The 26,319-nt window shown below is 72.6% G+C and carries 25 protein-coding genes, 1 other RNA gene and 1 pseudogene; 14 read left to right on the forward strand and 13 right to left on the reverse strand.

Going from position 1 to position 26,319, the window contains the following annotated elements; translation table 11 throughout:
* Position 1 precedes the first annotated feature (1 nt).
* Both ACZLKG_RS10935 and glnA read right to left on the reverse strand, forming a co-directional pair.
* The gene (locus ACZLKG_RS10935) at positions 2-3,067 is read right to left on the reverse strand and encodes a bifunctional [glutamine synthetase] adenylyltransferase/[glutamine synthetase]-adenylyl-L-tyrosine phosphorylase (protein WP_425708921.1); all 3,066 of its coding nucleotides are present in this window, start codon (positions 3,065-3,067) and stop codon (positions 2-4) included.
* Positions 3,067-4,404 (reverse strand): type I glutamate--ammonia ligase, encoded by a 1,338-nt coding sequence (gene glnA, locus ACZLKG_RS10940; RefSeq protein WP_425708922.1) that lies wholly within the window; start codon positions 4,402-4,404, stop codon positions 3,067-3,069. The genes ACZLKG_RS10935 and glnA overlap by 1 nt, the downstream gene beginning before the upstream one ends.
* Before the next feature lie 67 nt (positions 4,405-4,471).
* On the opposite strand from glnA, the gene ACZLKG_RS10945 reads away from it, so the two are divergent.
* Together ACZLKG_RS10945 and panB are read left to right on the forward strand one after the other, a co-directional pair.
* Complete coding sequence (locus ACZLKG_RS10945) at positions 4,472-6,139, forward strand: NAD+ synthase (RefSeq protein ID WP_425708923.1); 1,668 nt, start codon at positions 4,472-4,474, stop codon at positions 6,137-6,139.
* Positions 6,140-6,189: 50 nt separating this feature from the next.
* On the forward strand, positions 6,190-6,957 hold the full coding sequence (panB, locus tag ACZLKG_RS10950) for a 3-methyl-2-oxobutanoate hydroxymethyltransferase (RefSeq protein ID WP_425708972.1): 768 nt from the start codon (positions 6,190-6,192) through the stop codon (positions 6,955-6,957).
* Positions 6,958-7,054: 97 nt separating this feature from the next.
* Here the strand turns inward: panB and ACZLKG_RS10955 are convergent, their stop codons facing one another.
* Positions 7,055-7,258 (reverse strand): hypothetical protein, encoded by a 204-nt coding sequence (locus ACZLKG_RS10955; RefSeq protein ID WP_425708924.1) that lies wholly within the window; start codon positions 7,256-7,258, stop codon positions 7,055-7,057.
* 52 nt (positions 7,259-7,310) lie between these two features.
* On the opposite strand from ACZLKG_RS10955, the gene map reads away from it, so the two are divergent.
* From map to ACZLKG_RS10970, 3 genes are all read left to right on the forward strand, one after another.
* Positions 7,311-8,183, forward strand: coding sequence for a type I methionyl aminopeptidase (gene map, locus ACZLKG_RS10960; RefSeq protein WP_463648734.1), 873 nt, complete (start codon positions 7,311-7,313; stop codon positions 8,181-8,183).
* 42 nt (positions 8,184-8,225) lie between these two features.
* Entirely contained in the window at positions 8,226-8,987 is a 762-nt protein-coding gene (gene ppgK, locus ACZLKG_RS10965; RefSeq protein WP_463648735.1) for a polyphosphate--glucose phosphotransferase, read from the forward strand.
* 315 nt (positions 8,988-9,302) lie between these two features.
* Complete coding sequence (locus tag ACZLKG_RS10970) at positions 9,303-10,520, forward strand: hypothetical protein (protein WP_463648736.1); 1,218 nt, start codon at positions 9,303-9,305, stop codon at positions 10,518-10,520.
* Between the two features lie 31 nt (positions 10,521-10,551).
* Here ACZLKG_RS10970 and rnpB read toward each other — a convergent pair.
* Positions 10,552-10,911, reverse strand: an RNA gene (rnpB, locus tag ACZLKG_RS10975) — RNase P RNA component class A.
* A gap of 69 nt (positions 10,912-10,980) precedes the next feature.
* Here rnpB and ACZLKG_RS10980 point away from each other — a divergent pair.
* The gene (locus ACZLKG_RS10980) at positions 10,981-11,823 is read left to right on the forward strand and encodes a YaaA family protein (protein WP_463648737.1); all 843 of its coding nucleotides are present in this window, start codon (positions 10,981-10,983) and stop codon (positions 11,821-11,823) included.
* Positions 11,824-11,827: 4 nt separating this feature from the next.
* Here the strand turns inward: ACZLKG_RS10980 and ACZLKG_RS10985 are convergent, their stop codons facing one another.
* Genes ACZLKG_RS10985 through ACZLKG_RS11010 form a run of 6 tightly spaced genes read right to left on the reverse strand, consistent with a single transcriptional unit; the run spans position 11,828 to position 17,339 of the window.
* On the reverse strand, positions 11,828-13,075 hold the full coding sequence (locus ACZLKG_RS10985; protein ID WP_463648738.1) for a histidine phosphatase family protein: 1,248 nt from the start codon (positions 13,073-13,075) through the stop codon (positions 11,828-11,830).
* Positions 13,072-13,812, reverse strand: coding sequence for a zinc ribbon domain-containing protein (locus tag ACZLKG_RS10990; RefSeq protein WP_463648739.1), 741 nt, complete (start codon positions 13,810-13,812; stop codon positions 13,072-13,074). The genes ACZLKG_RS10985 and ACZLKG_RS10990 overlap by 4 nt, the downstream gene beginning before the upstream one ends.
* 1 nt (position 13,813) lies before the next feature.
* Positions 13,814-14,986, reverse strand: a complete 1,173-nt coding sequence (locus tag ACZLKG_RS10995; protein ID WP_463648740.1) for a Nif3-like dinuclear metal center hexameric protein — start codon at positions 14,984-14,986, stop codon at positions 13,814-13,816.
* A gap of 41 nt (positions 14,987-15,027) precedes the next feature.
* Complete coding sequence (locus ACZLKG_RS11000; protein WP_425708933.1) at positions 15,028-15,600, reverse strand: thymidine kinase; 573 nt, start codon at positions 15,598-15,600, stop codon at positions 15,028-15,030.
* A gap of 10 nt (positions 15,601-15,610) precedes the next feature.
* The gene (locus ACZLKG_RS11005; RefSeq protein ID WP_463648741.1) at positions 15,611-16,522 is read right to left on the reverse strand and encodes a GNAT family N-acetyltransferase; all 912 of its coding nucleotides are present in this window, start codon (positions 16,520-16,522) and stop codon (positions 15,611-15,613) included.
* A gap of 46 nt (positions 16,523-16,568) precedes the next feature.
* A complete protein-coding gene (locus ACZLKG_RS11010) occupies positions 16,569-17,339 on the reverse strand; it encodes an IclR family transcriptional regulator (protein ID WP_425708935.1) in 771 nt (256 codons plus the stop codon).
* A 116-nt stretch (positions 17,340-17,455) separates the two neighbouring features.
* Here ACZLKG_RS11010 and ACZLKG_RS11015 point away from each other — a divergent pair, with 116 nt between their 5' ends.
* The 5 genes from ACZLKG_RS11015 to ACZLKG_RS11035 all read left to right on the forward strand — a co-directional run bounded on the left by ACZLKG_RS11015 (position 17,456) and on the right by ACZLKG_RS11035 (position 21,965).
* Entirely contained in the window at positions 17,456-18,160 is a 705-nt protein-coding gene (locus tag ACZLKG_RS11015; protein ID WP_463648742.1) for a class II aldolase/adducin family protein, read from the forward strand.
* A 31-nt stretch (positions 18,161-18,191) separates the two neighbouring features.
* A complete protein-coding gene (locus ACZLKG_RS11020; RefSeq protein ID WP_425708937.1) occupies positions 18,192-19,157 on the forward strand; it encodes an ABC transporter substrate-binding protein in 966 nt (321 codons plus the stop codon).
* Positions 19,154-20,140, forward strand: a complete 987-nt coding sequence (locus tag ACZLKG_RS11025; protein ID WP_425708938.1) for a substrate-binding domain-containing protein — start codon at positions 19,154-19,156, stop codon at positions 20,138-20,140. The genes ACZLKG_RS11020 and ACZLKG_RS11025 overlap by 4 nt, the downstream gene beginning before the upstream one ends.
* 57 nt (positions 20,141-20,197) lie before the next feature.
* Entirely contained in the window at positions 20,198-20,563 is a 366-nt protein-coding gene (locus ACZLKG_RS11030; protein WP_425708939.1) for a DoxX family protein, read from the forward strand.
* A 115-nt stretch (positions 20,564-20,678) separates the two neighbouring features.
* Positions 20,679-21,965 (forward strand): YibE/F family protein, encoded by a 1,287-nt coding sequence (locus ACZLKG_RS11035; protein ID WP_463648743.1) that lies wholly within the window; start codon positions 20,679-20,681, stop codon positions 21,963-21,965.
* Positions 21,966-22,000: 35 nt separating this feature from the next.
* Here the strand turns inward: ACZLKG_RS11035 and ACZLKG_RS11040 are convergent, their stop codons facing one another.
* Complete coding sequence (locus ACZLKG_RS11040) at positions 22,001-22,846, reverse strand: HAD-IIB family hydrolase (RefSeq protein WP_463648745.1); 846 nt, start codon at positions 22,844-22,846, stop codon at positions 22,001-22,003.
* Positions 22,847-22,980: 134 nt separating this feature from the next.
* On the opposite strand from ACZLKG_RS11040, the gene ACZLKG_RS11045 reads away from it, so the two are divergent.
* The 3 genes and pseudogenes from ACZLKG_RS11045 to ACZLKG_RS11055 all read left to right on the forward strand — a co-directional run.
* Positions 22,981-23,565, forward strand: a complete 585-nt coding sequence (locus ACZLKG_RS11045; RefSeq protein ID WP_463648746.1) for an ArsR/SmtB family transcription factor — start codon at positions 22,981-22,983, stop codon at positions 23,563-23,565.
* Between the two features lie 10 nt (positions 23,566-23,575).
* Positions 23,576-24,292, forward strand: coding sequence for an SRPBCC family protein (locus ACZLKG_RS11050; RefSeq protein ID WP_425708943.1), 717 nt, complete (start codon positions 23,576-23,578; stop codon positions 24,290-24,292).
* Between the two features lie 11 nt (positions 24,293-24,303).
* Positions 24,304-24,408, forward strand: a pseudogene (locus ACZLKG_RS11055) (AAA family ATPase); the annotation flags it as partial.
* A gap of 162 nt (positions 24,409-24,570) precedes the next feature.
* Here the strand turns inward: ACZLKG_RS11055 and ACZLKG_RS11060 are convergent.
* Together ACZLKG_RS11060 and ACZLKG_RS11065 are read right to left on the reverse strand one after the other, a co-directional pair.
* Positions 24,571-25,005 carry a VOC family protein gene (locus ACZLKG_RS11060; protein ID WP_463648747.1) on the reverse strand — a complete coding sequence of 145 codons (435 nt, stop codon included), beginning with the start codon at positions 25,003-25,005 and terminating at the stop codon, positions 24,571-24,573.
* Between the two features lie 239 nt (positions 25,006-25,244).
* A complete protein-coding gene (locus ACZLKG_RS11065; RefSeq protein ID WP_463648748.1) occupies positions 25,245-26,255 on the reverse strand; it encodes an ABC transporter substrate-binding protein in 1,011 nt (336 codons plus the stop codon).
* Between the last annotated feature and the right edge of the window lie 64 nt (positions 26,256-26,319).

Consider the following 26,319-nt stretch of genomic DNA (forward strand, 5'->3'; position numbering starts at 1 on the left):
CCTACTCCCAGAAGAGCCGCTCGACGACCGCCCGGGAGCGCCGCGCCGCCCGCAGGTAGTCCTCCTCGAGCTCCTGGCGGTGTCCGGACGGGTAGCCGAGCATGCGCGCCACCGTCTCCAGCCGTTCGACCCCGTGGGGCAGGACGTCGGTCTTCGGCCCCGTCGTGCGCCCGGAGACCTGCACGACGGCGTCGCGCACCTGCCCGGCCAGCGTCCAGGCGTGCAGGAGGGTCGCCGCATCAGCGTCGCCGACCAGCCCCTCGGCGCGCAGCGCCTCGAGGGCCTCCTCGGTCGAGGTCACCCGCAGCGCGGGCACGTCGCCGGCGTGCCGCAGCTGCCACAGCTGGACGGTCCACTCCACGTCCGTCAGCGCGCCGGGGCCGAGCTTGAGGTGCCGGTTGGGTGGCACGCCGCGTGGCATGCGCTCCTGCTCGACCCGGCCCTTGACCCGGCGGATCTCCCGCTCGGCGGCCGCACCGATGCCGCCGGGCACGTACCGCACCGCGTCGACGAGCGCCATGAACCGCTCCCCGAGCGCACGCGAGCCCGCGGCGGGGCGGGCCCGCAGGAGCGCCTGCCGCTCCCACACCTCCACCCACCGCTCGTAGTACTCGGCGTAGGAGGCGAGGGTGCGTACGAGCGGGCCGGAGCGCCCCTCGGGCCGCAGGTCGGCGTCGACCGGGAGCGCGGGCTCGTCGCTCGTGGCGCCGAGCAGCTCCTGGACCGACGTCGCGACGTCGCGGGCCCAGTCCGCAGCCACCTTCTCGTCGACCCCCTCGGCGGGGTCGTGGACGAAGAGGACATCGGCGTCGGAGGAGTAGCCGACCTCGCGGCCGCCCAGGCGGCCCATGGCGACGACGAGGAACTCCCCCGGCGGCTCGTCGAGGCCGGCACGGGCCGTGGCGTCGCGGGCGGCTACCCTCACCGCCGCCTCGAGGGCGAGGTCCGCGACGTCGGCCAGCTCCCGGCGCCGCGACCGCGGGGCCTGCTCGAGCACGTGGGCGATCGCAGCGCGCGTGGTCTCGCGCCGACGCAGGTAGCGGGCCTGCCCGACGGCGTCGGTCGCGTCCTCGCGGCGACGCAGCATCGCGTCGATCTCGCCCTCGAGGTCCTCGCGGCGGCGCGGGGCCAGGCCCTGATCGCCGTCGAGCCACTTCACCGCCTCGGGCAGCTGGAGCAGCAGGTCGCCGACGTACCGCGACGTGGCGAGCACCGTGGCCAGCGCCTCGGCGGCAGCGGAGGAGTCGCGCAGGAGGGCCAGGTACCAGTGGGTCGTGCCGATCGTCTCCGACAGCCGCCGGAAGGCGAGCAGGCCGACGTCGGGCATGGGCGCGTCGGCGAACCAGCCGAGCATGACGGGCAGGAGCTGGCGCTGGATCGTCGCGCGCCGGGACACGCCTTCGGTGAGGGCCGCGATGTGACGCAGGGAGCCCTTCGGGTCGGCAAAGCCGATGACCTCCATCCGTGCCGCGGCCGCGTCGGGGGCCAGGGAGGCCTCGGCCGGCGACAGGCGCGCGGTCGCGGGCAGCAGCGGTCGGTAGTAGATCTCCTCGTGCAGCCGGCGGACCTCGCGGCTCACCGCGCGCCAGGCCTTCTCCAGGGCGTCACCGTCCGTGATGCCCTCCGCGCCGAAGGCACGGCCGAGGATCTCGAGGTCGCCCGCCGAGCTCGGCACCACCTGGATGCGGTGGAGGCGCCACAGCTGCATGCGGTGCTCGAGGACGCGCAGGAACCGGTAGTGGTGGTCCAGGGTCGCGGCGTCGGTGCGCGCGACGTACCCGCCCTCGGCGAGGGCCTCCAACGCCTCGAGGGTGGTCCGCGACCGTAGGGTCTCGTCGGTGCGGCCGTGGACGAGCTGGAGCAGCTGGACGGTGAACTCGACGTCCCGCAGCCCGCCCTTGCCGAGCTTGAGCTGCCGCTCCGCGTGGCGGGCCGGCACGTGCGCCTCCACGCGGCGGCGCATCTTCTGGGTCTCCTCGACGAAGTTCTCCCTCGAGGCCGCGCTCCAGACGAACGGCGCGACGGCGGCGCAGTACTCCTCACCGAGCGCGAGGTCCCCCGCGACCGGGCGCGCCTTGAGCAGGGCCTGGAACTCCCAGCCCTTGGCCCAGCTCTCGTAGTAGCTGACGTGGCTGGCGAGCGTGCGCACGAGCGGTCCGTCCTGCCCCTCCGGCCGCAGGTTCGCGTCCAGCGGCCACAGGGCCGGCTCGGGGCCGACGCCGCCGACCGCGTCCGCGAGCGTGCCGGCCAACCGGGTCGCCACCTCGATGGTCTCGTCCTCGTCGCGGACGGGGGCGCCGTCGGCGTCGAGCTCGGGATCGGCCACGTAGACGACGTCGACGTCGGAGATGTAGTTGATCTCCCGCCCGCCCGTCTTCCCCATCCCGATCACCGCGAGCCGCACACCCGCACCGTGGTCGGGCAGGCCGGCGCGGGCCACCGCGAGGGCGGCGTCGAGCGCACCGGCGACGATGTCGGCGATCGACGCAGCCACCAGCGGGAAGCTCTCCAGGGAGTCCTTACCCGTGAGGTCCGCGGCAGCGATCTCCAGGAGGCGGCGGCGGTAGGTGCGCCGCAGCGCCGCGATGCCCTCCTCGCCGGTGACCGTGGCGACGGGGTTGGTCTGCGCCGGGTCGGCGCCGACGGCCTCGAGCGCCTTGGCCCGCTCGTCGCGCGGCTCGAGGTGGAGCACCGGGACCTCGCCGTGCCGGTCGTGGAGATGGGCGACGTCCCCCGGCCGCGCGACCAGCGAGTCACCGAGCGGCCGGGAGGCTCCGACCACGGCGACGAGCCGACGCATCGCGACGTCGTCGCCGGTGAGGGCCGTGCGCAGGGCGGCGTCGTCCCCGCTCTCCTGCGCGCTCTCGGCGATCCGCACGAGGGTGAGCAGCGCGTGGTCGGGGTTCCCGGCCGAGGCGAGGTGGCCGAGCAGCCGCTCCGCCACGCCCTCGGCGGCCAGGTACGGGGCCAGGGCCGGGTCGTCGAGCAGCGCCTCGGCGCGGCGCGGCTCGTGGATGCCGACGCGCCGCAGCTGGGTGAGCCGGGAGACGACCCGTCCGCCGGCCATCAGTGCGAGGGGATGAACTGGGCCAGCTCAAAGTCCGTGACCTGGTCGCGGTAGGCCTCCCACTCCTCGTGCTTGTTGCGCACGACGAAGTCGAAGGTCTCCTCCCCCAGCGTCTCCGCAACCAGCTCGGAGCCCTCCATCGCGTCGATCGCGTCGGCCAGGGAGGCCGGCAGCGAGACGATGCCGAGCGCGCGGCGCTCGCCGCGGGACAGCGTCGAGACGTCGGTGTCCGCCGGGTCGGGCAGGTCGTAGCCCTCCTCGATGCCCTTGAGCCCGGCCCGCAGGATGATCGCGAACGCGAGGTAGGGGTTCGCGGCGGCGTCCAGCGCGCGGAACTCCACGCGGCTGGACTGCGGCTTGCCCGGCTTGTAGCCGGGGACCCGCACGAGCGCGGAGCGGTTGTTGTGGCCCCAGCTGACGTAGCTGGGCGCCTCGCCGCCGCCCCACAGGCGCTTGTAGGAGTTAACGTACTGGTTGGTGATGGCGGCGAACTCCCGGGCGTGCGTGAGGACGCCGGCGATGAACCTGCGTCCCGTCGTGGAGAGCTGGTACTCCCCCGCCGGGTCGTAGAACGCGTTGGAGTCGCCCTCGAACAGCGAGAAGTGGGTGTGCATCCCCGAGCCCGGGTGGCCGGGCATCGGCTTGGGCATGAAGGTCGCGGTCAGCCCCTGCCGCATGGCGACCTCCTTGACCACGGTGCGGAACGTCATCACGTTGTCCGCCATCGACAGGGCGTCGGCGAAGCGCAGGTCGATCTCGTTCTGCCCCGGGCCGCCCTCGTGGTGGGAGAACTCCACCGGGATGCCCATCTCCTCGAGGGTGGTGATGGCCTCGCGGCGGAAGTCGTGGCTGGACCCGCGGGCGACGTGGTCGAAGTAGCCCGCGCGGTCGGCCGGGACGAGCGGCTGCCGGGGGTCGTTGATCTCGTCGAACAGGTAGAACTCGATCTCGGGGTGCACGTAGGGCGTGAAGCCGGCCTTGGCCGCGTGCTCGACGGCGCGGGCCAGGACGTTGCGCGGGTCCGATCGGGCGGGCTCGCCTCCGGGGGTGAGGACGTCGCAGAACATGCGCGCCACGCCGTGGTGCTCGCTACGCCACGGCAGGACCTGGAAGGTCGTCGGGTCGGGCCGCACGAGCATGTCGGACTCGAACACGCGGGTGAGGCCCTCGATGGCGGAGCCGTCGAACCCGATGCCCTCCTCGAACGCGCTCTCGAGCTCGGCCGGCGCGATGGCGACCGACTTCAGCGTGCCGAGGACGTCGGTGAACCACAGCCGGATGAACCGGATGTCGCGTTCCTCGACGGTTCGCAGCACGAACTCCTGCTGGCGGTCCATCCCGCCTCCTCCCGGTCGGATCAGTGCTCCCACATTGTCACCCACGACGCCCGACTACCCTGACAGCATGCCGCTGCCGATCGCGATCGCCCAGGTGGACCCGTGCGCCGGGGACCTCGCCGGGAACTCCGCCCTCGTCCGTGACGCGGTGCGGGGAGCGGCCGGGAGCGGCGCGCGTCTCGTGCTCCTGCCGGAGATGACGCTGCCCGGCTACCCGGTGGAGGACCTCGCGCTGCGCGCCTCGTTCCGTAGCGCCACCGAGCGGTCGCTCGAGACGCTCGCCCGGGACCTCGCGGACGACGGCCTGGGCGACGTCGTCGTCGTGCTCGGCACGCTCGGCACCTCGGCCCAGGGCCGTCCGACGAACTGCGCCGCCGTGCTGGCCGGCGGCGAGGTGGGACCGACCTACGTCAAGCAGCACCTGCCGACCTACGGGGTGTTCGACGAGATCCGCATCTTCGAACCCGGCGCGGATCCGGTCGTCCTCGAGGTCGATGGCCGCCGGCTCGGGCTCGCGATCTGCGAGGACATCTGGGTCGACGGCGGGGCGGTCGACGCGTACACGGGCGCCGGCCTCGACGCGCTGCTCGTCCTCAACGGCTCGCCGTACGAGTACGGCAAGGGCGCGGTGCGGCTCGGGATCGTGCAGACGCTCGCGGGCCGGCTCGGCTGCCCCGTGCTCTACGCGAACCTCGTCGGCGCCCAGGACGACCTCGTGTTCGACGGGCACTCGTTCGTCGTCGACGCCGGCGGCGCCGTGGTGGCCCGCGCCCCGGGGTTCGAGCCCGGGACCGTGCAGGTGGAGCTCACGGGCGGGGCCGGCCAATCCGGCGTGGTCGCGTCCGGCGCACCCGCCGAGGAGGCCCCGGACGCCGCGCAGATGTACGCCGCGTGCGTCCTCGGGCTGCGCGACTACGCGCGGAAGAACGGCTTCCGGTCGGTCGTGCTCGGCCTGTCCGGCGGCATCGACTCGGCGCTGGTCGCCGCGATGGCGGCCGATGCCCTGGGCCCGAAGAACGTCGTGGGCGTCTCGATGCCGTCGAGCTATTCCTCGGAGCACTCCAAGGACGACGCCGCTGCCTCCGCCGACGCGATCGGGCTCGACTACCGGGTGCAGCCGATCGCGCCGATGGTCGAGACGTTCCTGACGAACGTCGAGCTCACCGGCGTAGCCGAGGAGAACCTGCAGGCGCGCGTGCGCGGGGTCATCCTCATGGGCCTGTCCAACATGGAGGGGCACCTCGTGCTCGCCACGGGCAACAAGTCCGAGCTCGCCGTGGGCTACTCGACGATCTACGGCGACGCCGTGGGCGGGTTCGCACCGATCAAGGACGTGCCGAAGACGAAGGTGTGGGAGCTGGCGCGGGCCCGCAACCAGGTCGCGCTCGACGCCGGCGAGCCGGTGCCGGTCCCGTGGAGCTCCATCGAGAAGCCCCCGTCGGCCGAGCTGCGGCCGGGTCAGCAGGACTCGGACTCGCTGCCGCCCTACGACGAGCTCGACCCGGTCATCCAGGACTACGTCGAGCGGAACCTCGGCCGGGCCGAGCTCCTGGTGGCGGGTCACGCGCCCGAGGTGGTCGACCGGGTCCTCGGTCTCGTCGACCGCGCCGAGTGGAAGCGTCGGCAGTACCCGTTGGGGCCCAAGGTGACGGCGCTGGCGTTCGGCCGCGACCGCCGCCTGCCGGTCACCTCGCGCTGGCGGGAGCAGGACGAGCGACAAGGAGACGAGCAGTGAACGACAGCCCGAGCCGACCGAAGCGGGTCCGCGTCCACCACCTCGCGCAGATGAAGGAGCGCGGCGAGCCGATCACGATGCTCACCGCGTACGACGCCATGACGGCCCGCGTCCTCGACGCCTCGGGGATCGACGTGCTGCTGGTGGGCGACTCGATCGGCGACAACATGTTGGGTCACCCGACGACTCTGCCGGTGACCGTGGACGAGATGGTCGTGGCGACCCGGGCGGTCGCGCGCTCCGTCACGCGCGCGCTCGTGGTGGCCGACCTGCCGTTCGGGAGCTACGAGTCCTCGCCCGAGCAGGCGCTGGCCACGGGCGTGCGGCTGATGAAGGAGGGCGGAGCGCACGCGGTGAAGCTCGAGGGTGGAGCCCACCGCGCCCCCCACGTCCACCTGCTCACGCAGGCGGGCATCCCCGTGGTGGGACACGTCGGCTTCACCCCCCAGGCGGAGCACCTGCTGGGCGGCAAGCGCATCCAGGGGCGCGGCGAGGGCGCGGCGGAGCGACTCGTCGCGGACGTCCGTGCGCTCGAGGAGGCGGGCGCCGTGGCCGTCGTCCTGGAGATGGTGCCCGGACCTGTCGCCGAGCAGGTCACCCGCTCGGTCGCGGTACCGACGATCGGCATCGGGGCCGGCTCCGGGACCGACGGGCAGGTGCTCGTGTGGATCGACATGGCCGGCATGTCCGACTGGTCGCCGAGCTTCGCCCGCCGCTTCGCCGAGCTCGGCGAGGCCCTCGGTCGCGCCACGGGCGAGTACGTGGCCGCCGTCAAGGACCGCACCTTCCCCGGCACGGAGCACACGTTCGACTCGTAGGCCGCCGCGCGCCCACGACTCCCTGGTGCGCTCGACGCCGACTCCCAGGAGGCTCGGCCGTGCGACGCCCCCGCCGGACTCCCCGACGCACCGTCCGTCAGCCGGCGTCGTCGCCCTCGCCCCAGGTGCGCCACTCCTCCTCCGCCTCGTCGACCTCCTCGTTGCGCTCCGCGGCGCTCTGCAGGGCGGCCGCGGCGGCCGCGGGCGTGTCGTAGGGGCCCATCCGGTCCGCGACGGGCGAGACCTGTCCCCTCTCGACCTGCTTGGTGCGCAGGTTGAACCAGTAGTCGCCGGTGCTCATGTCTGCTCCTCGGGGCTCGGACTCTCGTCCACGATCCGTAGACTGGGGCACCATGCTCGCCGATCGCGCCCCGCGGGGCACCCTGACCAAGGGCACCGTCTCCCCCGTCCGCGAGGTCCCCGCCTCGATCGAGCGCCCCGAGTACGTGGGGCGCACCGGACCCGAGCGCGTGACGGCGGGCGAGGTCAAGAGCCCGGAGACGATTCTGCGGATCCGCCGGGCCGCCAGGATCGCGGCGCAGGCGCTCGAGCTCACCGCCGAGGCCGTCCGACCGGGCGTCACCACCGAGGAGATCGACCGGATCGGCCACGAGTTCCTGATCTCGCAGGGTGCTTACCCGTCCTCGCTGCACTACCAGGGCTTCCCGAAGTCGCTGTGCACGTCGATCAACGAGACCATCTGCCACGGCATCCCGGACTCGACTGTCCTGACCGAGGGCGACATCGTCAACATCGACATCACCGCCTACATCGGCGGCGTGCACGGCGACGCGTCGGTGATGGCCCTGGTCGGCGAGGTCGACGAGGAGTCGCGCCTCCTGGTCGAGCGCACGAAGGAGGCCATGCTCCGGGGCATCAAGGCGGCGCGGCCGGGCCGCCAGGTCAACGTCATCGGCCGTGTCATCGAGTCCTACGCCAGGCGCTACGAGTACGGGGTCGTACGCGACTACACGGGGCACGGCGTCGGCGAGGCGTTCCACTCCGGGCTGATCATCCCGCACTACGACTCGGCGCCCCACTTCGACGACGAGATCGTGCCCGGCATGGTCTTCACCGTCGAGCCCATGCTCACCCTCGGCGAGCCCGACGGCGAGCAGTGGGACGACGGCTGGACCGTGGTGACGAAGGATCGCTCGCGCTCGGCCCAGTGGGAGCACACCATCCTCATCACGAGCGACGGCCCGGAGATCCTCACGGTCGTCTAGAGTCCTGCACGTCCCCCTTCTTTTCGACGACGAAGGAAGTCCATGCCCTCCACGAACACCCTCGCCTTCGGCATCGACATCGGCGGCTCCGGCATCAAGGGAGCCCCGGTCGACCTGACCACCGGTGAGCTGACGACAGACCGCGTGAAGATCCCGACCCCGCGGCCCTCCACGCCGGCCGCCGTCATCGAGGTGCTCGGGCGCCTGCTCGCGGAGTTCGACGAGGACGACGACGCCCCCGTAGGGCTCACGTTCCCCGCACCCGTGCTGCACGGCGGCTTCCCCTTCGTGGCGAACCTCGACCAGAGCTGGGTCGGCATGAACATCGAGGACGAGGTGCGCAGGGAGCTGGGTCGCGAGGTGGTCGCGATGAACGACGCCGACGCCGCCGGCGTCGCGGAGGCCCACTACGGCGCCGCGAAGGACGTGCCCGGAGTCGTCCTGCTCACCACGCTCGGGACCGGGATCGGCTCGGCTCTGCTCGTGGACGGGACGCTCGTGCCCAACACCGAGCTCGGCCACCTCGAGATCGACGGTCGCGACGCCGAGTCGCATGCCTCCTCCGCGGTCCGCGAGCGCGAGGACCTGTCCTACCCGAAGTGGGCCAAGCGGCTGCAGCGCTACTACGAGGTCGTCGAGAAGCTGTTCTCCCCGGACCTCATCGTGGTGGGCGGCGGCGTGAGCCGGAAGCACGAGAAGTTCCTGCCGCTCCTGACGACCCGGGCGCCCATGGTCCCCGCGAAGCTCCGGAACAACGCGGGGATCGTCGGGGCCGCCTACCGGGCCGCCGAGCTCACTCGCTGACGTCCCGTCGCCGGTGTCGGCATCAGGACAGGGCATCCGGGCCCGGCCGAAGCGTCACGCCGTGGTCAGGGGACCTGTCCCCGCCGGTTCCTGGCCCCTGCGCGCCCGTCACTTGTAACCTCGTGATCGGCCGGGCGCCCGCCCGGCCGTTCCAGGTTCCGCGCTCCGCACCGAGGCAGAGGAGGCGCCGTGCCGCGGTTCAACCCGCCCCCTGGCTGGCTCGTGCCTCCGGGCTTCGCGCCGCCGGTCGGCTGGCGCCCTGACCCACGCTGGCCCCCGGCTCCTCGGGACTGGCAGATGTGGATCGTGGACCCGGTGGAGCCCCTTGGCGCCGACGACGACCCCGAGGACACGACCCGACGCTCCGCCCGGCTCTATCAGGACGACCTCCGCGAGACCCACGCCTGGTCGCCGGACCAGGGACGCTCGTTCGTCGGCACGTCCTCCTCGGCCGCCTTCGGGATGCAGGCCGCGGCCGGCCACGCCACGGCCTCCCCGCCGCCCGCGCCGTCCGCGCCCTCCGGGCCACCGATGGCCTCCCCGCCGCACGCACCGTCCGCGCCCTTCTCGCCCTCCGCACCACACGCGGCGGCGCCGTACGGACCGTCTCCCCCTGCTCCGCCGGCTCACCCCGCCGCCCCCTACGAGCCATCGCCCTACGCGCCGTCGGGCCACTCCGCCACGCCGCCGACAGCCACGTCCTCACCTCCGCCCGCTCCCGAGCGCCGCGGACCCTGGTACACGCGGGCCGCACCCGCGGCGGTCGCGGCCTCCACCTGCGTGGCGCTCGTGGCGGTGGCGATCTGGGCGTTCGTCCTGCGCGAGCCCGCCGCGCGCGAGGAGGACGGTCCGGGGAAGTTCGACGTCGAGCCCCCGCCGGAGCCCGGAGGCGACCAGGCCGGGGGCGGCCACGCCGACGGGCAGCCGACGGACCCGTCCGACCTACCCGACGAGACAGGCACGGACGACGCCGGTGCACTGGCCGGGCTCCGGCCCGAGGACACATTCCCGCGCGGGCAGGACCAGAGCGCGCACACCGGTCCCGACGGCGTCCCCACCAACACCGAGCCACTCGCCATGCTCGGGGAGCTCGAGCTCGAGAACGCGACGCCGTTCGGCCGCTCCTCGGTCATGCCGTGGACGTTCGACGACACCGGTGAGCGGATCGACGCACAGCTCGTGGGCCCCACCGACTGGGACGCGACCGACGAGGTCATGGCCCACGAAGCCGGTAACCCCCCGCCCCCGGACGGGCACGTCTACGTCACCCAGCGCGTCCGCGTGACGGCGGAGACCGCGGACCCGTTCGTGCCGTTCGCCTCCCTGCTCGTCTACTGGACGACGAGATCCGGCGATGTGTACGGCGCCACCTCCGCGGTCGCCCCCGACGATCTATTCCACGCCGAGGCGATCAGCGGCGGCGAGTCGGTCGAGGGCAACCTCGTGCTGTGCCTGCCGGAACGGGTCGTGGAGGACGGCAACTGGATCATCGCGTTGAACCACTCGTCCAACGGGTACGTACTCACGCCCTGACCGCCCGGGCCGCAAGTCAGAGCTGGCGGGGCGGAAGAGTCGGCCTGTACGCCGGGTTCTGTCCCGACGGGTTGCCCCGCCGGTGGCGACCATCCATCTACGACGCACGTTGCCGTACGCCTCCAGCGACCTACCCGCAGGCATCGGACGGGCCGTCCTCGAACGCCTGCTGTCTGGTCTTGCTCCAGGTGGGGTTTGCCGAGCCGCCACGGTCACCCGTGGCGCTGGTGGGCTCTTACCCCACCGTTTCACCCTTGCCCCTTGCGGGGCGGTCTGTTCTCTGTGGCACTGTCCCGCGGGTCACCCCGGGTGGGCGTTACCCACCACCTTGCCCTTCGGAGCCCGGACGTTCCTCGGGGCGCGAGGGCCACGCGGCCGCCCGACCGACTCTTCCGCGACAGGTGAGTCTACCCGTCGGACCTCCGCGGGGACGACCATCGTGCCCGGTTAGGCTCCCGTGGTGCTTGTGCTGCTTCCCCCCTCCGAGGGCAAGACCGCCCCCGACGACGGACCCCCGCTCGACCTCGCCGCCCTCGCGTTGCCCGGGCTGACCCGTGCGCGCTCCACCGTGCTCGACGCCCTCGTCGCCGTCAGCAACCGGCCCGACGCGCTCGAGGTCCTTCGGGCACCGGCGTCGGCCGGCGAGGAGGTGGCGGCGCAACGGCGGATCCACGAGCTGCCGACGGCGCGTGCCGACCGTGTCTTCACGGGCGTGCTGTTCGACCGTGCCGGGATCGCCGACCTCGACGGGGCCGCACGCGAGCGGGCGGACCGCGACGTCCTCGTCATGTCGGCCGCGTTCGGCGCGCTCTCCCCGGCCGACCGGATCCCCGCCCACCGCCTCGGGGCAACCGCCACGCTCCCTGGTATCGGCGGGCTGGGCGCCTTCTGGCGCGGGCCGCTCGCGGCCGAGCTCGACGATCGGGCGGCCGGCGCGCTCGTCGTGGACTGCCGCTCGGGCGGCTACCGGGCGATGTGGAAGGTCCCGCCGACGGCGCAGCACGTCGAGGTGGGAGCGGTCACGGTGCGCGCGGGCCGCCGCTCGGTGGTCTCGCACGACGCGAAGTGGTTCCGCGGCCTGCTCGTCGGTCATCTCCTGCGCAGGGACGGCGCCGCCCCGGCCACATCGGACGAGCTCGCGGCCGCGGCGGGAGAGCTGGTCGGGACCGTGCGCGAGGCCGCCGCACCGCCCCGCAAGGGGGCGGAACGCACGACCTGGACGCTCACAGACGTCGAGCTGACGCCCCCGGAACGCTCGGGCCGACCGGCGGATCTGACGATGGTGCTCACCCAGCGGCCGTGAGCCGTCAAGCGACGCCCTCGCTCGGGGCGCCGACGTAGTTGACCTGTCCCTCGAACCGGCCGTCGGGGTCGGTGCCGCTCACGCCCAGCATCGTCACCGATCCCGGTCGCACGCGCACCCGCCCCCAGGCGTGGGGCTCGATGCCGGCGACGAGCGCGACGGCCGCGCGGACGACGACGGCGTGCGCGACGAGCACGACCGTGCGCCGCTCGGTGCCCGCCACCTCTTTGAGCACCCTCGCCACGCGGGCGCCGACCTGGCGGTGGGACTCCCCGTCCGGGGCCGTGACGTCGATGTCGGCCCGCCACCGCGCCCACTCGCCCGGCCAGCCGTCCTCGATCTCCGCGGTGGTCAGTCCGTGCCACCGGCCGAACTCGACCTCGCGGAGCCGGTCGTCGACGACGGCCTCGCCGAGGCCGGCCGCGGCCGCCACCTCCTGCGCCGTCTGCCGCGTGCGCACCATCGGGGAGACGCGGACCTCGGCCGAGGACAGGTCGGCGTCGTCGTCCGTCGCGAGTGCACGCAGGAGCACGCCCGCACGGCGGGCCTGCTGCCGGCCCAGGTCGAGCAGGTCCGGCCCGGGGGTGTCCGAGCCGGACTGCCGGCCGCCGACGGTCCACTCGGTGACGCCGTGCCGGACGAGGTACACGCGCGTGGCCCCGCCCGACCGGTCGACGCCGGCGGGGCGGGTCGCGGAAGCCGGCGCCGCGGCGGGCGCGGCACGTGTGCTGTCGGTAGGCGCCGGCTCGCTGATCTCGAAGAGTGCGGTCGCCGGTTCGTCAGACTCCGAGCCGAGCTCGGCCGTCGGGGTGAGGCTCGTGAGCCACTCGTCGGTGTCCGCGTCCTCGCGCGCGTCCATCGCCTTGTTCGCCAGGGCGTCGGCGGCGGAGTTCTGCGCGCGCGGGATCCACGTGTAGCGGACCCGGGGGGCCGGGAAGGCGTCGCGCGCCTCGAGGGCGAGCCTGCGCATGTCCTCGTGCTTGATCTTCCACCGGCCGGACATCTGCTCGACCACGAGCTTGGAGTCCGCCCGCACCTCGACCTCGGCGTCGGGGTCGATGCGTGCCGCGGCGCGCAGGCCCTCGACGACCGCGGTGTACTCGGCGACGTTGTTCGTCGTCTCCCCGAGCCAGCCGCTGCGGCTCGCGAGCCGCTCGCCCGTCCCGGCGTCGGTGAGCACGGCCCCGTAGCCGGCGGGCCCGGGGTTGCCGCGGGCGCCGCCGTCGGTGTGCAGGACGATCCGGCGGGTCACCGGCGGTCCCCCACCCGCACGAGGATGAAGCCGTGGTCCTCGCTGACGAGGATCTCGTCCTCGGCGGCCCGGTCGATCATCGACTGCTCGGCGAGGGTGAAGTCGACCGCGACCCCCTCCGCCCGGTGCCCGCGGACGGCCACGGCGCCGAGCCCCCCGGTCTGGCGGCGCGCCGCCTCGTACTCGTCGAGCAGCGGCCCGGGCAGCGTGCCGGCGAGCTCGTCGCGCTCGGCCCGCCGGGCGGTCACGTCGGCGTCGATCCGGGTGAACGCCGCGTCGCGCTCGGCGCCGAGCGACTCGAGGTCGGTCGCCACGGACGCGGACTGCTCCTTGAGCGCGGTGACCCGGGCGTCGGTCTCCTCCGCGGCCTCCATGGCCTCGAGCTCGGCCTCCTCGAGGGTGGCCTGTCGGCCGGCGAGGTGCTCGAGCTCCTCCTGGAGGGCGACGAGCTCGCGGGAGAGCCCCTGGCCGGAGTCGAGCCGCTCCTGGTTGCGCTTGGCCCGCGACCGGACCTGCTCGACGTCGGCCTCGGCCTTGGTCAGCGCACGGCGTGCGTCGCCGGCGGCGGAGGTGGCGAGCACGAGCTCGTCGTGCAGGTCGTCCGCGCGGCCGGTGAGCTCGGCGATCTGGGTGAGGACCGGGAGCGAGCGCCGCTCGTGGCCGAGCCGGGCGATCGTCGTGTCGAGGTCCTGCAGGTCGAGCAGCCTCAGCTGGTCGACGAGCGGTGCGGTGGGCATGTCAGCTCCCTTCGGTTCGGTCGGCCCCGTGGCGCGCCGCCCAGGGGTCAGTGACGAGGTCGGAGACCGTGACCTCGAGGCCGGTGTCCTCGCCCCCTGAGTCCACGAACGCTGCGTCCTCGCGCAGCAGGCGGGCGGCGACGTCGAGCCACGGACGTTCGGTCGCCCAGTGGGTCGCGGAGACGAGGTACGGCCGGCCGCCCGCCAGGTGCTCGGAGGCCGGGTGGTGGCGCAGGTCGGCGGTGAGGTAGACGTCGGCCCCGGACCGCCGGGCGTCAGCGAGGAACGCATCGCCCGAGCCGCCCGAGACGGCGACCGTGCTCACCTCGGCGGCCAGGTCACCACCGACGGTGAGGCCGGCAGGCGTACCGGGCAGCCGCTCGGCGGCGAGGTCGGCGAACTCGTCCAGCGTGAGAGGTGCGGGCAGTCGTCCGACGCGTCCGTGGCCGGTCGTCGGGGCGGGTGACGCCCCGTCGTGGCGGAACAGCGCGTAGGAAGGCTCCTCGTAGGGGTGCGCCTCGCGCAGCGCCCGCAGCACGTCGCCCTCGCGACCGGCGGGCACGAGGATCTCGAGGCGGTCCTCCTCGACCTCCTCCACGTCTCCGACGGCGCCGATCGTCGGGTGCGCACCCGGCAGCGGCCGGAAGGTCCCGGTGCCCCGGGAGGTGAACGCCGCCCGCTCGTAGTCGCCCTGCCGCCCCGCGCCGGCGCGGGCGAGCGCGTCGAGCAGGAGGCGCGTGTGCGTGGCCGGCACGTGGACGACGAGGGTCGCGGCCGGTCCGTCGGTCGGCACGAGGGGCCGCTGGTCGACGAGCCCGAGGAGGTCGGCGAGCGCGTGCGAGACGCCGGCGACGGCGATGTCCGCGTTCGTGTGCGAGGTGAGGAGCGCGCAGCCGCCGGTGATGAGCCGGTGCACGAGGCGACCCTTGTCGCTCGTGGTGGCCATCGTCGTCGTGCCCTTGAGGAACAGGGGGTGGTGGACCCACAGCAGGTCCGCGCCGAGGGCGAGTGCCTCGTCGACGACCTCCTCGGTCGGGTCGACGGCGAGGTGGACGCGACGCACCGGCGCGGCGGTGTCGCCGACGACGAGCCCGACGGCGTCCCACGCCTCCGCGGTCCCCGGCGGGTAGCGCCGATGGACGGCGTCGACGACGTCGGCGAGCGTGGAGGGCATGGGCCGAGACTACTCGGGACGGCCGGGTGGGCCGGGTCGGGTCAGGGCTCGTGGTGGCGCCGGCAGCGCGCCACGTAGGTCTCGGTCCCGCCGACGTGGGCCGGCGTGCCCTCGAGCGGATCCGCGCCCGTGCCGCCGCGGAGCCGTTGGTGGAAGACCGCGTCCGCGCCGCAGACCGCGCACACCGCCGTCAGACGGGTGACGTCCTCGGCGATGGCCATGAGCGTGGGCAGGGGCTCGAACGGGCGGCCGTCGAACGTCACGCTCAGGCCCGCGACGACCACGGTGGTCCCCCGGCGCACCAGGGTCTCGACGGCCGGGACGAGATCGGGGCCGAAGAACTGGGCCTCGTCGACGGCGAGCAGGTCGAGCTCACGGTCCCCGACGGCCGCGAGCAGGGCCGCTACGTCGGTAGCCGACGTCGACCCGAGCGAGAGTCCCGCGTGGGAGGTGACCTCGCCCGTGCCGTATCGCTCGTCCCAGGCGTGGTTGACCAGGGCGACCTCGAGACCGGCGAGCCGTGCACGCCGGACCCGGCGGAGCAGCTCCTCGGACTTGCCGGAGAACATGGGGCCGGCGACGACCTGGAGGCGGCCGTACCCGTCGGTGCGCATGCCCGTGAGCCTAGGTCCGGTCAGCCGTCCGCCCAGCCGGGTCGAGGTACCGGACGAAGTCCGCGCGACGTGATCGCACCGTGAAGCCCTGTCGCCCCAGCGTGGCGCGCACGGGCGCGTTACCGACCGCGACGCTGGCCGTCGCCAGCGGCACCTCTGCCTGCGCCGTCGCGGACAGCATCGCGGAGGTCAGCGCCGCCCCGACTCCCCTGCGGCGGCCGGCCGGGACGACGCCGAGGTAGCCGAGGCACCAGTCAGTGTCGAAGCCCTCGAGCGCGGCCACGCCGTCGAGGCCGGATCCGGTGCTGTGGCCGAACCAGGGCACGGGGCGACGTCCGGAGGAGGCGAGCATGTCGCGGTACGCGAGGGCTGCCGCGACGGGGCCGAGCTCGGCGACCTGGACCCGGTCGTAGTCGTCGAGGCTGTCCGCCATGGCAGCGCCGAGCACCTCGAGCACAGCAGGGTCGGACGGGTCGACCTCCACGACCCCGGCCGGCAGGTCGCGCAGCACCGGGACTGCGGAGAGCTCGAGCCGGTCGCCGTCCGGCAGCCAGCCGGCCGCGGCAAGCGCGGTGCGTCGGGCGTCCGGCGCAGAGTCGTCGTCGGTGACGACCGCGTGCACGCGCACGGCCCCGGTGGCGGTTGCCCGCGCCGCGACGGCGTCGAGCAGGAGCCGGACGAGCTCGACGACGTCCGGGTGAGCGGCGTCCAGACGGACGGCCTGCATGACGCGCGTGCCGTCCTCGAGCGTCATGAGGAACGCCCGGCCGACGTCTGCCGCATCGTCCGTGACGACGAACAGATCGTCCGGCGTGACCCGGCCGGAGTCGATGACCCGCCGCACGCGGGCGAGATCCGCCTCCGGGTCAGGGCCAAGGCGGCTGAACCGGTGGGGTGACGCCGTCGTCACTCGAAGTGTCATGCGGCGAACCGTAGGGGCGCCACCCCGGCGCCACCACGACATTTCCTCACCCGGCGAGAGTGCCCTCGAGGGCGGCGCACTCCTCAACCAGCACGTGCGCGAGGTCGGCGACCCGCTCAGCCGGCATCCGGGTGCTCGGCCCCGAGATCGACAGGCCGAGCCGGCCGGCCGACCCATGGACGGCCACGGCGACCGAGGAGACCCCCTCCTCGACGTCGCCATGGTTCTCCGCCCAGCCGCGCGCACGTATGGCTGCAAGCATGGCGTCGAGCTCGCTGCGGGAGTAGTGGACACCGCTCGGGAGTGCCGGTGGCCCGGTGCCGGGGTACATCGCATCAAGATCGTCCGGGTCGAGCTCGGCGAGCATCGATCGCCCCATCGAGGTGCCGTGCGCCGGCTGCCTGATGCCGACGCGCGTGGTCACGCGGAGCACCGCAGGCGAGTCGATCGCGTCCGTGTAGAGGATGTCGGTGCCGATGAGAGACCCGACGTGCACGGTCTCCCCGCACCTCGCCGCGACTGCCGCCATCGCCGTCCGTACCGGTTCCGGGGTGTCTCGCCTCAGCACCGTTCCGCGCGCGAGCGCCGACAGCGCGGGGCCCTGCGCGTATCGGCGGTCGTCGAGATGGAGGGCATAGCCGTGGAAGACGAGCATCGCGAGCAGACGGTGCGCCGTCGACGCCCCGATCCCCAGGGCCTCCCTGAGCTCGGCGACCGAGACGCTCTCGGCGGCGGCGAGGACCTCGAGTGCGCCGAGCGTGCGCGACACGCCGGCTACGGGGTAGCCGGGGACGTGATGGCCCGGTTCATGAGTCACGGTCGGGGCTCACCTCCTTGAGATTCCTCTGAGGAGAATACGTCGGTTGGCCGTTGCCTGTCCCAGCCCTAGCGTCCTCATCACACATCGACGTGTGACCGATACGAGGGAGCGCCGTGACCAGGACCGACCCGAGCGAGAACGAGCTGCGTAGGCAGATCGTCCAGGCGAACCACATCCTCGTACGGCACTCCGTGCTGGATGCCTTCGGGCACGTCTCGGCCCGCCTGAGCGGGGACTCGTTCCTCCTGTCCCGCAACCTTGCGCCGGGGCAGGTCTCCACCGACGACCTTCAGGTCCATCACCTCGACGGCACCGTCGACGACGACCGTGCCCCGTACCTCGAGAGCCACATCCACACGGAGATCTACCGTGCCCGTCCCGACGTCGCCGCGGTCGTGCACTCGCACTCGGCCGCGATCCTGCCGTTCGGGCTCACGGACGTCCCGTTCGTGCCGGTCATGCACATGGCCGGTTTCCTCGGCTCTCGCGCTCCGGTCTACGACCAGCGCAACGAGGTGGCCGACGGAACCGATCTGCTCGTCACCGATGAGGACCGGGGGGCTGCCCTCGCGCACGTGCTCGGCGATCGGCCGCTCGTGCTCATGCGGGGGCACGGGTCGACGGCGGTCGGCGGCTCGGTCCCGGAGGTCACCTATCGGGCGATCTACGCCGAGGTCAACGCCTCCGTGCTGCTCGCCGCTCTGCCGCTCGGCTCGCCCGTCCACCTCACCCGCTCCGAGGCGGCCACCGCCACGACCTCGATCGGCGGCCAGATCCGCCGTGCCTGGGACGTCTGGTGCGCCCAGATCCAGAGCTGAATCCACTCTCCACACCGATCAAGGACATGACATGACCACTCCACGACGCGTCCGGGCCACCGGCATCGCCCTGGCCTGCCTGCTCGTCCTCTCCGCCTGCGGGAGCAACGATGAGTCCGATTCGCCCGACGGCCAGGACGGGCCGACACCGGTGACCATCTCGACGCAGCCGATCGTCGACTCCGCACCGCTCCACCTGGGCCTCGAGCAGGGCTTCTTCGAGGAGGAAGGCATCGACCTGACGATCGAGTCCGCCGCGGGCGGCGCCGCGGTCATCCCCTCGGTCGTCTCCGGCGAGCACGAGTTCGGCCGCGGCAATCTCCTGTCGTCGATGATCGCTCGCGAACAGGGCCTGGACATCCAGTGCATCGCCAACGCCAACACCGCGCAGGGCGACCCGGACTTCTCGGCGGTGCTCGTCATGCCGGACTCGGGCATCGAGTCGCCGGCCGACCTCGAGGGGCGGACCGTCTCCGTCAACACGCTGAACAACATCGGCGACACCATCATCCGCACCGCGATCCAGCGCGACGGCGGCGACGAGTCGACGGTGGAGTTCATCGAGGTCCCGTTCCCCGAGGCGCCCGCCGCGCTGGAGACCGGTCAGGTCGACGCGGTCTGGGCGGTCGAGCCGTTCGTCACCGAGGCGCTGGACATGGGCGCGACGGTGATCTCGTGGCCGTTCGCGGAGATGCACCCGGATCTCGACGTCAGCTGCGTGTTCACCTCCGGCGCCCTCATCGAGGACGACCCCGAGCTGGTCGACGCCTTCGCTCGAGCCGTCGACCGGTCGCTCGAGTTCTCCGAGGAGAACCCGGACGAGGTGCGGCGCATCACCGGCACCTACACCGAGATCGACGAGGATGTCCTCGAGCGGATGGTGCTGCCACGATTCGTTCCCGAGATGAGCCGCGAGGCCGCCGAGTTCCTCGCCGAGAAGGCGATCGAGTTCGGCACGATGTCCGAGCAGCCCGACCTCGACCTGCTGCTGCCGTGAGCCGGCTGCACCTGTCCTTCGCCGCCACGCGCTGCGACCGGTTCGCCGCGCTGCGCGACGAACGAGTCCGACCCGAGGGCATCGAGCTCACGATGCTGTCCATGCCGGTCGAGGAGGTCTTCTTCCGCCAGCTCGGGCACGCCGAGTTCGATGTGAGCGAGATGTCGCTGTCCTCCTACACCCTCGGGCGGGACGGGGGCGACGACCGGTTCGTCGCGCTGCCGGTCTACCCGTCGAGGTACTTCCGGCACCAGAACATCTACGTGCGCACGGGATCAGGGATCACTCGGCCGGAGCAGCTCGACGGCCGGCGGGTCGGGGTCCCCGAATATCAGATGACCGCACCCGTGTGGCAACGCGGGATCCTCGGCGAGCACCATGGGGTCGACCTCGACTCGATCACCTGGGTCACCGGTGGGGCCGAGAGCCCCGGCCGCACGGAGAAGATCGCGCTCGACCTCCCGGACCGGGTGCAGCTGGAGACGGCTCCGCCCGACCGTTCGCTGACCGACCTGCTCGCCACCGGGGAGCTCGACGGGCTGATCACGGCGCACTCCCCCGGGGCGCTCGCGGACGGCCTCGTCGAGCCGCTGTTCCCTGGCCACCGGGACGTCGAGGTCGCCTACTTCCGCGCCACCGGGATCTTCCCGATCATGCACGTGCTCGTCGTGCGCCGGGAGATCCTGGAGCGGAACCCGTGGGTGGCCACCTCGCTCGTCGACGCGTGCCTCGCTTCCCGCGACGCCGCGATGGACGACCTGCGCTACCGATCCGCCCTGCTCGTCGCGCTCCCCTGGCTCGCCGCCGAGCTCGACCGGACGGTCGCACTGCTCGGCGAGAACTACTGGAGCTACGGCGTCGAGGCGAACCGGCACGTGCTGGAGACCTTCCTGCGATACTCCAGCGAACAGGGACTGGTCAGCGGGAGACTCACGGTGGAGGACCTGTTCGACATGTCCACCGAGGCCCGTTACTCGATCTGAGCACGCACGCAGCCGCGGCACGGTTCGTCCGTGCCGCGGCGCGGGTAGCGTGTCCGGATGAGTCGCCGGACCGCCCGCTTCCTCACGGTGCTCCTCGCCGGAGCGGGGACGATGCACTTCGCGGTTCCCGGCACGTTCGACCAGATCGTTCCGCCCCGGCTGCCGGGCAGCCCCCGGGCCTACACCTATGCCTCCGGCGTGGCCGAGCTGGCCGTCGCCGGGCTGATCACGCTCCCCCGGACACGCCGGCTCGGCGGCGCCGCGGCCGCCGCCCTGTTCGTCGCGGTCTTTCCGGCGAACGTCCAGATGGCCGCGGACTGGCGGCGCCGGTCCCCGCCGTGGCGCGCCGTCGCCGACGGGCGCCTTCCGCTGCAGGCGGTCCTCGTCGCACAGGCCGTGCGCGTGGCTCGCGGCCCCAGATAGCGCACGGTCGCTCGGCTCCCCCTCGACCCGGATCCCCCTCGACCCGGAGCGGTGACCCGCGCGACCACGCCTGACGCGGCGCGCCCGTCGAGGCGTGCGCCTGGCCTGTACGACCATGTCCCACGTGTCGCACTCCCACTCCACTGTCACGTCGGAGCTGCCCGAGGGCCGCCGCAGGCGCGTACGCAGGCTGCTCGCCGCACTCGTCCTGCCCCTGCTGGTGGCAACGATCGTGGGGCTGGTCGCGCTGTGGCCGCGCGGCGAGAGCCCGATGGGTTCGCTCCCGTTGCTCCAGGACGGGACGCAGATCGTCTCGGCCGAGGTGATCGAGGCGCCCGACCCGGACGACCCCGCGAGCGAGATGCTCGCCCGGGTCACGGAGGGCGGACACGACGGGCACGAGACCGCCGTGGCCCCGCCGCACCCGTCGGTGGCCGCGCACATCGACGTCGGCGACCGGGTCCAGCTGCTCTACGTCCCGAGCAACATCGGGACGGGAACGCTGTACTCGTTCTGGGAGTTCGAGCGCACGGTCCCCGTGGCCTGGCTGACGGTGCTCTACCTCGCCGCGGTCCTCGCCGTGGCGCGCTGGAAGGGGCTCGCCGCCGTCGTCGGCCTGCTCGGCTCCCTCGCCGTCGTGGCGCTGTTCATCCTGCCCGCGCTCATGCTCGGGTCCTCGCCGGTCCTCACCGCGCTGGTGGGCTCCTCGGCGATGATGTTCCTCGCCGTCTACCTCGCGCACGGGGTATCGATCCGCACGACGACGGCGCTGCTCGGCACGTTCGTCGGGCTCGCCGTCACGGTGCTGCTCGCGATGTGGGGCACCGGGGCGGCGAACCTCACGGGGGCCGACGAGACGGGTCTCATGCTGTTCCAGCAGTTCCCCGGGATCTCCCTGGGCGACCTGCTCATGTGCGGCATCGTCATCGCGGGGCTCGGCGCGCTCAACGACGTGACGATCACGCAGGCGTCGGCCGCGTGGGAGATCGCGGCGGCCGACCCGGGGGTCTCCCGGCGTCGCCTGTTCGTCCGGACGATGCGCATCGGGCGGGACCACATCGCCTCGACGGTCTACACGCTCGCGTTCGCCTACGTGGGGACGGCGCTGCCGCTCATCATGCTCGCGTCGCTCGTCGAACGGCCCGTGGCCGACACCCTGTTGTCCGGCGAGATCGCCGAGGAGGTCGTCCGCACTCTCGTGTCCTCGATCGGGCTCGTCCTGGCCATCCCCGTGACTACGGCGATCGCCGCGCTGCTCGCGACGGCGGGAGCGACGGGCGACCGGGAGCCGGCAGCCCCACCTGAGGCAGCAGCTGATGACGAGGAGGCGACCGACCCGCTCGAGGTGCCGGCCACCGACCGTGGAACGGCAGCCCCGCCGGAGGGGACGCGCACGGAGTGACCGTCGGGCCCGGACGACCGGCGCCGGAGGCGAGGTCAGTCGTTCGTCGTCGCGGTGGCCGGTGCGTTCGTGCGGGTGAGCTCGTCGGCCAGCGCCTCGAGGACGAGCGCGACGCCGTGCTCGACGTTCGTCGCCGTCTCGTCGACGGCCACCTCCTTGACCTCGGGACGCGCGTTGCCCATGGCGATCGGGACGCCGATGCGGCCGAGCCACTCGACGTCGTTGCCGCCGTCGCCCATCCCGAGGCAGTGCTCCGGGTCGACGCCGTGGCGGGCGAGCATCTCCGTCAGCGCGTTCCACTTGGTGGCCGCGTCGTCGACGAACTCGAAGAAGGTGTCCATCGACCGGGTCGCGTCGGGGAAGCGGGAACGAATCGTATCCGCCGCGTCGTCAAGCTGCTCGCGTGTGCCGAACAGCATGACCTTCGTGACCTTCTCCGGGAGGTCCTGCGTGTCGCCGACCTCGACGAGGTCGCCGTTGAGCCGGCGCAGGAGGTCGGCGGCGGCGCCCTCGTGCTCGACGTAGATCGCCTCCGTCGTCCACCACGTGATGTCGAGGTCGAGCTCGGCGGCGAGCTCGACGAGGCTGCGGACGTGCTCGCGGGCCATCGGTCGCACGGCGACGTCCTCGCCGCGCACGGGGTCGAGCAGGACTGCGCCGTTGTCACTGGTGACGATGTTGGGGATCCTCAGGTCCCGCGCCAGGCCGAGGGTGTTGGCGCGCGCCCGCCCGGTGAGGAGGAAGACCGGCAGGCCGAGCTCGACGATGCGGGTGACGGCGGCCGCGGTGCGGGGCGCGACGGCGTGGTCGTCGCCGGAGATCGTGCCGTCGACGTCGAGACTGACGGCGCGGACGGTACGAAGGATCGCGGGCGCGACCATGGGGCCTCCTCGAAGATGGCGGGCGGCGTCAGTCTAGGCAGCGCCCCCGGTACCGGGACGCCCGGTTCCACGGATGGACAACCTCGTCGACGTCGCTCTTGACAGATCTTTTTGTCAAGCGCACGATCGCTCCCGTGCTCGACATCGACCTCATCGACGACGCGGCCACCGCCGCGGCCGCCCTGGACCCGGTGCGCTCCCGGGTCCTTGCCGCCCTGGTGGAGCCCGGATCGGCGACGACGCTCGCCGCCCACCTCGGCCTGCCGCGCCAGAAGGTCAACTACCACCTGCGCGTGCTCGAGGAGCGCGGCCTCGTCGAGCTCGTCGAGGAGCGCCGACGCGGCAACTTCACCGAGCGCGTCGTGCGCTCGCGGGCCGGGTCGTTCGTCATCTCGCCCGAGACGCTGGCCGAGGTGCAGCCCAACCCCGACCGGCACCCGGACCGGGTCTCGGCCGCGTGGCTGCTCGCGCTGGCCGCCCGGCTGGTCCGCGACGTCGGCGCGCTGGTCACCGGTGCGCGCCGGACGGGCACCCGGGTGGCGACCTGGGCCGTCGACGGCGAGGTCCGGTTCGCCTCGGCCACCGACCGGGCCGCGTTCTCCCGCGAGCTCGAGCACGCCGTCACCGACCTCGTGCGGCGCTACCACTGTCCCGACTCCGACGGGGCGCGCACCCACCGCCTCGTCGTCGCCGTCCACCCCCACGTCCCCACCACCTGAGGAGAACGTCATGTCCGACCGGTTCGAGATCCGCAAGGAGGTCGTCCTCCCGGCGACCCCGGCCCAGGTGTGGCACGCCGTCGCCACGCGCGAAGGGCAACGCTCCTGGTCCCCCGACCCCGACGCCATGGAGGCCGAGGGGATGCAGGTCGAGCGGCAGGAGAACGAGCGTCTCTTCGTCCGTACGCCCGACGGCCCCGACGGGGCGTTCCATGCCTACGAGTACCTCATCGAGGCGCGCGACGACGCGACGACGGTCCTCACGTTCGTGCACAGCGGCTTCCTCGGCGACGACTGGGGCGGCGAGTACGACTTCGAGACGATGACCGGGTACGGGTGGGACCTGTACATGGTCAACCTCGCCCAGTACCTCACCCACTTCGCCGGCCGGGACGGCACGTTCGTCACCGGGCAGGGCCCGCAGTCGCAGACCTCCCCCGCGGCCTGGGCGCCGGTCGCGGCCGCGCTCGGTGTCACCGGCACCCTCGCCGTCGGTGACGAGGTGACACTCACGCCCGCGGGTCTCGAGCCGATCGTGGGCGTCGTCGACTGGGTCGTCCCCACCGACGACTTCGTCGGCGTCCGCGCCGCGGACGGCCTCTACCGCTTCCACAACAACACGGTGATGGGCATGCCGGTCGCGTTCGGGCACTACCTCTTCACGGACGCCGACGCGGAGGCAGAGACGAAGAAGTGGGAGGACTGGCTCGCCGCCGTGTACGCCTGAACGGACGACTGATGGTGCGGATCCTGCTCACCGGGATGTCCGGCGCCGGGAAGTCGACTCACTTGGCCGAGATGTCGCGGCGAGGGCACCGCATGGTGGACACGACCCACGGTGGTTGTGAGGTGACCGCCAACACCTACCGCCAGTCGCCGAAGCACCGGGTCGAGATCTAGCGTTACGTCGACGAGGCGGATCCCCTGCTGACGCGCGGTGCAAGCGTCGAGCTCGACGGGTGCCTTCCGGCCACGGAAGTCGCCGACGCCGTAGGGAGCCCGTTGTCAGACGGGGATGTCAATGGTCCCGTCGTCGGCTATTGGAAAGAACGGGTTGTGCGCGACCTCCCAGAGGTGGCCGTCCGGGTCGGCGAAGTAGCCGGAGTATCCGCCCCACTCCGTGGGCTCGGGCACCTTGACGGGTCGTGCGCCGACGCCGACTGCATGGGCGAACGCCGCGGCCGCCTCGTCGACCGAGTCGACGTTGATCGCCAGCGTGATGCCGCGGTAGGTGGTCGGCGGATCCGCGGGGAGGCCGACGTCATCGGCCAGTGCGTCGTGGTCGAGCAGGCCGATCCACGTGCCCGACGTGCGGAACCAGGTGATGCCCGCGGACTTGTCGCCGCGCTGCTCCCAGCCGAGCGCCCTGTAGAAGTCGACACTCAGGTCGAGGTCGGCGACTCCGAGCGTGACGATTGCGAACTGGGCTGGAGTGGTCATGACGCCAGGGTCCAAGACCGGGCTCCGCGGGACAAGGCGCGCGTCGCCGGATAATGACGACACGCCGTGCCGAGACTGTTCTCACCCACTTCTTGGTGCCACCGGGGATCGACTGGCTGCGCACCGTGATCGTCGCCGCATCGCGCGATCTCGTGCCGCCCGCTGCGGGACGAGCGTGACCGAGGTTGCGGGTGCCCACACCCGCGCTCATCGCGGACGTGGGCACCCGGACCCGGTTCTCACTCGTTGAACAGCATTTCCGCCACGTCGACCGCACCGTTGGTGATGCCGAAGTCGTTGGCCAGGTCGGCCTGCCACTGCAGCTCCTCGATGACGAACTCGCCGCCGAACCGGGGTAGGTGCATCCGGTTGAGCACGTCCTCATCGATCTCCGTGTAGGTGCCAGTTATGCGTCGAACCTCGTCGGGGTTCTCGTCGGCGTAGGTCCGGGACTCGTCGAGCGCGGCGACGAACGCCTCGACGGTCTCGGGGTTGTCTGCCTGGTACTGCTCCGTGGTGAAGTAGCCCGCGACGAGGAAGTTCGGGTCGGTCTCGACCCAGTGCCATAGGACGACCTCGGCACCCTCGTCCTCGGCGAAGGTGACGAATGGCTCAACGACGACGCCTGCATCGACCTGCCCGTTCGCCACGGCTGCCGGCATCTCGGGCCACGGGATCTCGACCCACTCGATAAGGTCCGGATCGCCCCCGTCCTCCTCGACCGCGTGGCTGATCGTCATGACGAAGTTGTTCGCCAAAGTGTTGGTGGCGATCGTCAGGCCCTCCAGGTCGGCGGCACGTTCAATGTTGGCTTCGGGCAGGGCGACGACCCCGGCTGCGTCGTCGCCCTGCTCGCCCGTGGTGAAGACGCCCGGACTGACGGAGAGCAGCGGGAGATCCTGGCTGACGGCGTTCACCTGCGAGGTGAAGTTGGAGAATCCGAACTCGTTCTCGCCCGAGATCACTGCCGGGATGAGTGCCGCGCCTCCCTGCCCGGTGACGAGCTCGACGTCGAGCCCTTGCTCCTCGAAGAACCCCTGCTCGACCCCGAGGTAGATCGGGGCGACGTCGACGATCGGCAGGACGCCCACGGTGATCTCGGTGAGCTCCTCCGGGGCACTGTCGCCACCTTCGCTGCCACCTTCGCCCTCGCCGCCTTCCTCAGCGGCGTCAGTCGTGGCGTCGTCATCTCCTCCCCCGCAGGCCGCGAGCAGCAGGGCGGCGGCGGTCGCGACGGGGAGGATTCGCATATGCATTCGTGTATTCATGGAGTGACTTCCTTGTCAGCGGGAGACTGGCGGGAGAAAGAGTGCG

It is taken from the genome of Georgenia sp. Z2081 (assembly GCF_055326445.1).

Coding starts and splice junctions, on each gene's coding strand:
- ACZLKG_RS11060 (WP_463648747.1), bottom strand. CDS start 25,005: ATGACCACTCCAGCCCAGTTCGCAATCGTCACGCTCGGAGTCGCCGAC.
- ACZLKG_RS10995 (WP_463648740.1), bottom strand. CDS start 14,986: ATGCCCTCCACGCTCGCCGACGTCGTCGACGCCGTCCATCGGCGCTAC.
- ppgK (WP_463648735.1), top strand. CDS start 8,226: ATGCCCTCCACGAACACCCTCGCCTTCGGCATCGACATCGGCGGCTCC.
- ACZLKG_RS11000 (WP_425708933.1), bottom strand. CDS start 15,600: ATGCGCACCGACGGGTACGGCCGCCTCCAGGTCGTCGCCGGCCCCATG.
- ACZLKG_RS11065 (WP_463648748.1), bottom strand. CDS start 26,255: ATGCGAATCCTCCCCGTCGCGACCGCCGCCGCCCTGCTGCTCGCGGCC.
- ACZLKG_RS10945 (WP_425708923.1), top strand. CDS start 4,472: ATGCCGCTGCCGATCGCGATCGCCCAGGTGGACCCGTGCGCCGGGGAC.
- panB (WP_425708972.1), top strand. CDS start 6,190: ATGAAGGAGCGCGGCGAGCCGATCACGATGCTCACCGCGTACGACGCC.
- ACZLKG_RS11020 (WP_425708937.1), top strand. CDS start 18,192: ATGACCACTCCACGACGCGTCCGGGCCACCGGCATCGCCCTGGCCTGC.
- ACZLKG_RS11030 (WP_425708939.1), top strand. CDS start 20,198: ATGAGTCGCCGGACCGCCCGCTTCCTCACGGTGCTCCTCGCCGGAGCG.
- ACZLKG_RS11050 (WP_425708943.1), top strand. CDS start 23,576: ATGTCCGACCGGTTCGAGATCCGCAAGGAGGTCGTCCTCCCGGCGACC.
- ACZLKG_RS10935 (WP_425708921.1), bottom strand. CDS start 3,067: ATGGCCGGCGGACGGGTCGTCTCCCGGCTCACCCAGCTGCGGCGCGTC.
- map (WP_463648734.1), top strand. CDS start 7,311: ATGCTCGCCGATCGCGCCCCGCGGGGCACCCTGACCAAGGGCACCGTC.
- glnA (WP_425708922.1), bottom strand. CDS start 4,404: ATGGACCGCCAGCAGGAGTTCGTGCTGCGAACCGTCGAGGAACGCGAC.
- ACZLKG_RS11040 (WP_463648745.1), bottom strand. CDS start 22,846: ATGGTCGCGCCCGCGATCCTTCGTACCGTCCGCGCCGTCAGTCTCGAC.
- ACZLKG_RS11035 (WP_463648743.1), top strand. CDS start 20,679: ATGTCCCACGTGTCGCACTCCCACTCCACTGTCACGTCGGAGCTGCCC.
- ACZLKG_RS11005 (WP_463648741.1), bottom strand. CDS start 16,522: ATGACACTTCGAGTGACGACGGCGTCACCCCACCGGTTCAGCCGCCTT.
- ACZLKG_RS10990 (WP_463648739.1), bottom strand. CDS start 13,812: ATGCCCACCGCACCGCTCGTCGACCAGCTGAGGCTGCTCGACCTGCAG.
- ACZLKG_RS10955 (WP_425708924.1), bottom strand. CDS start 7,258: ATGAGCACCGGCGACTACTGGTTCAACCTGCGCACCAAGCAGGTCGAG.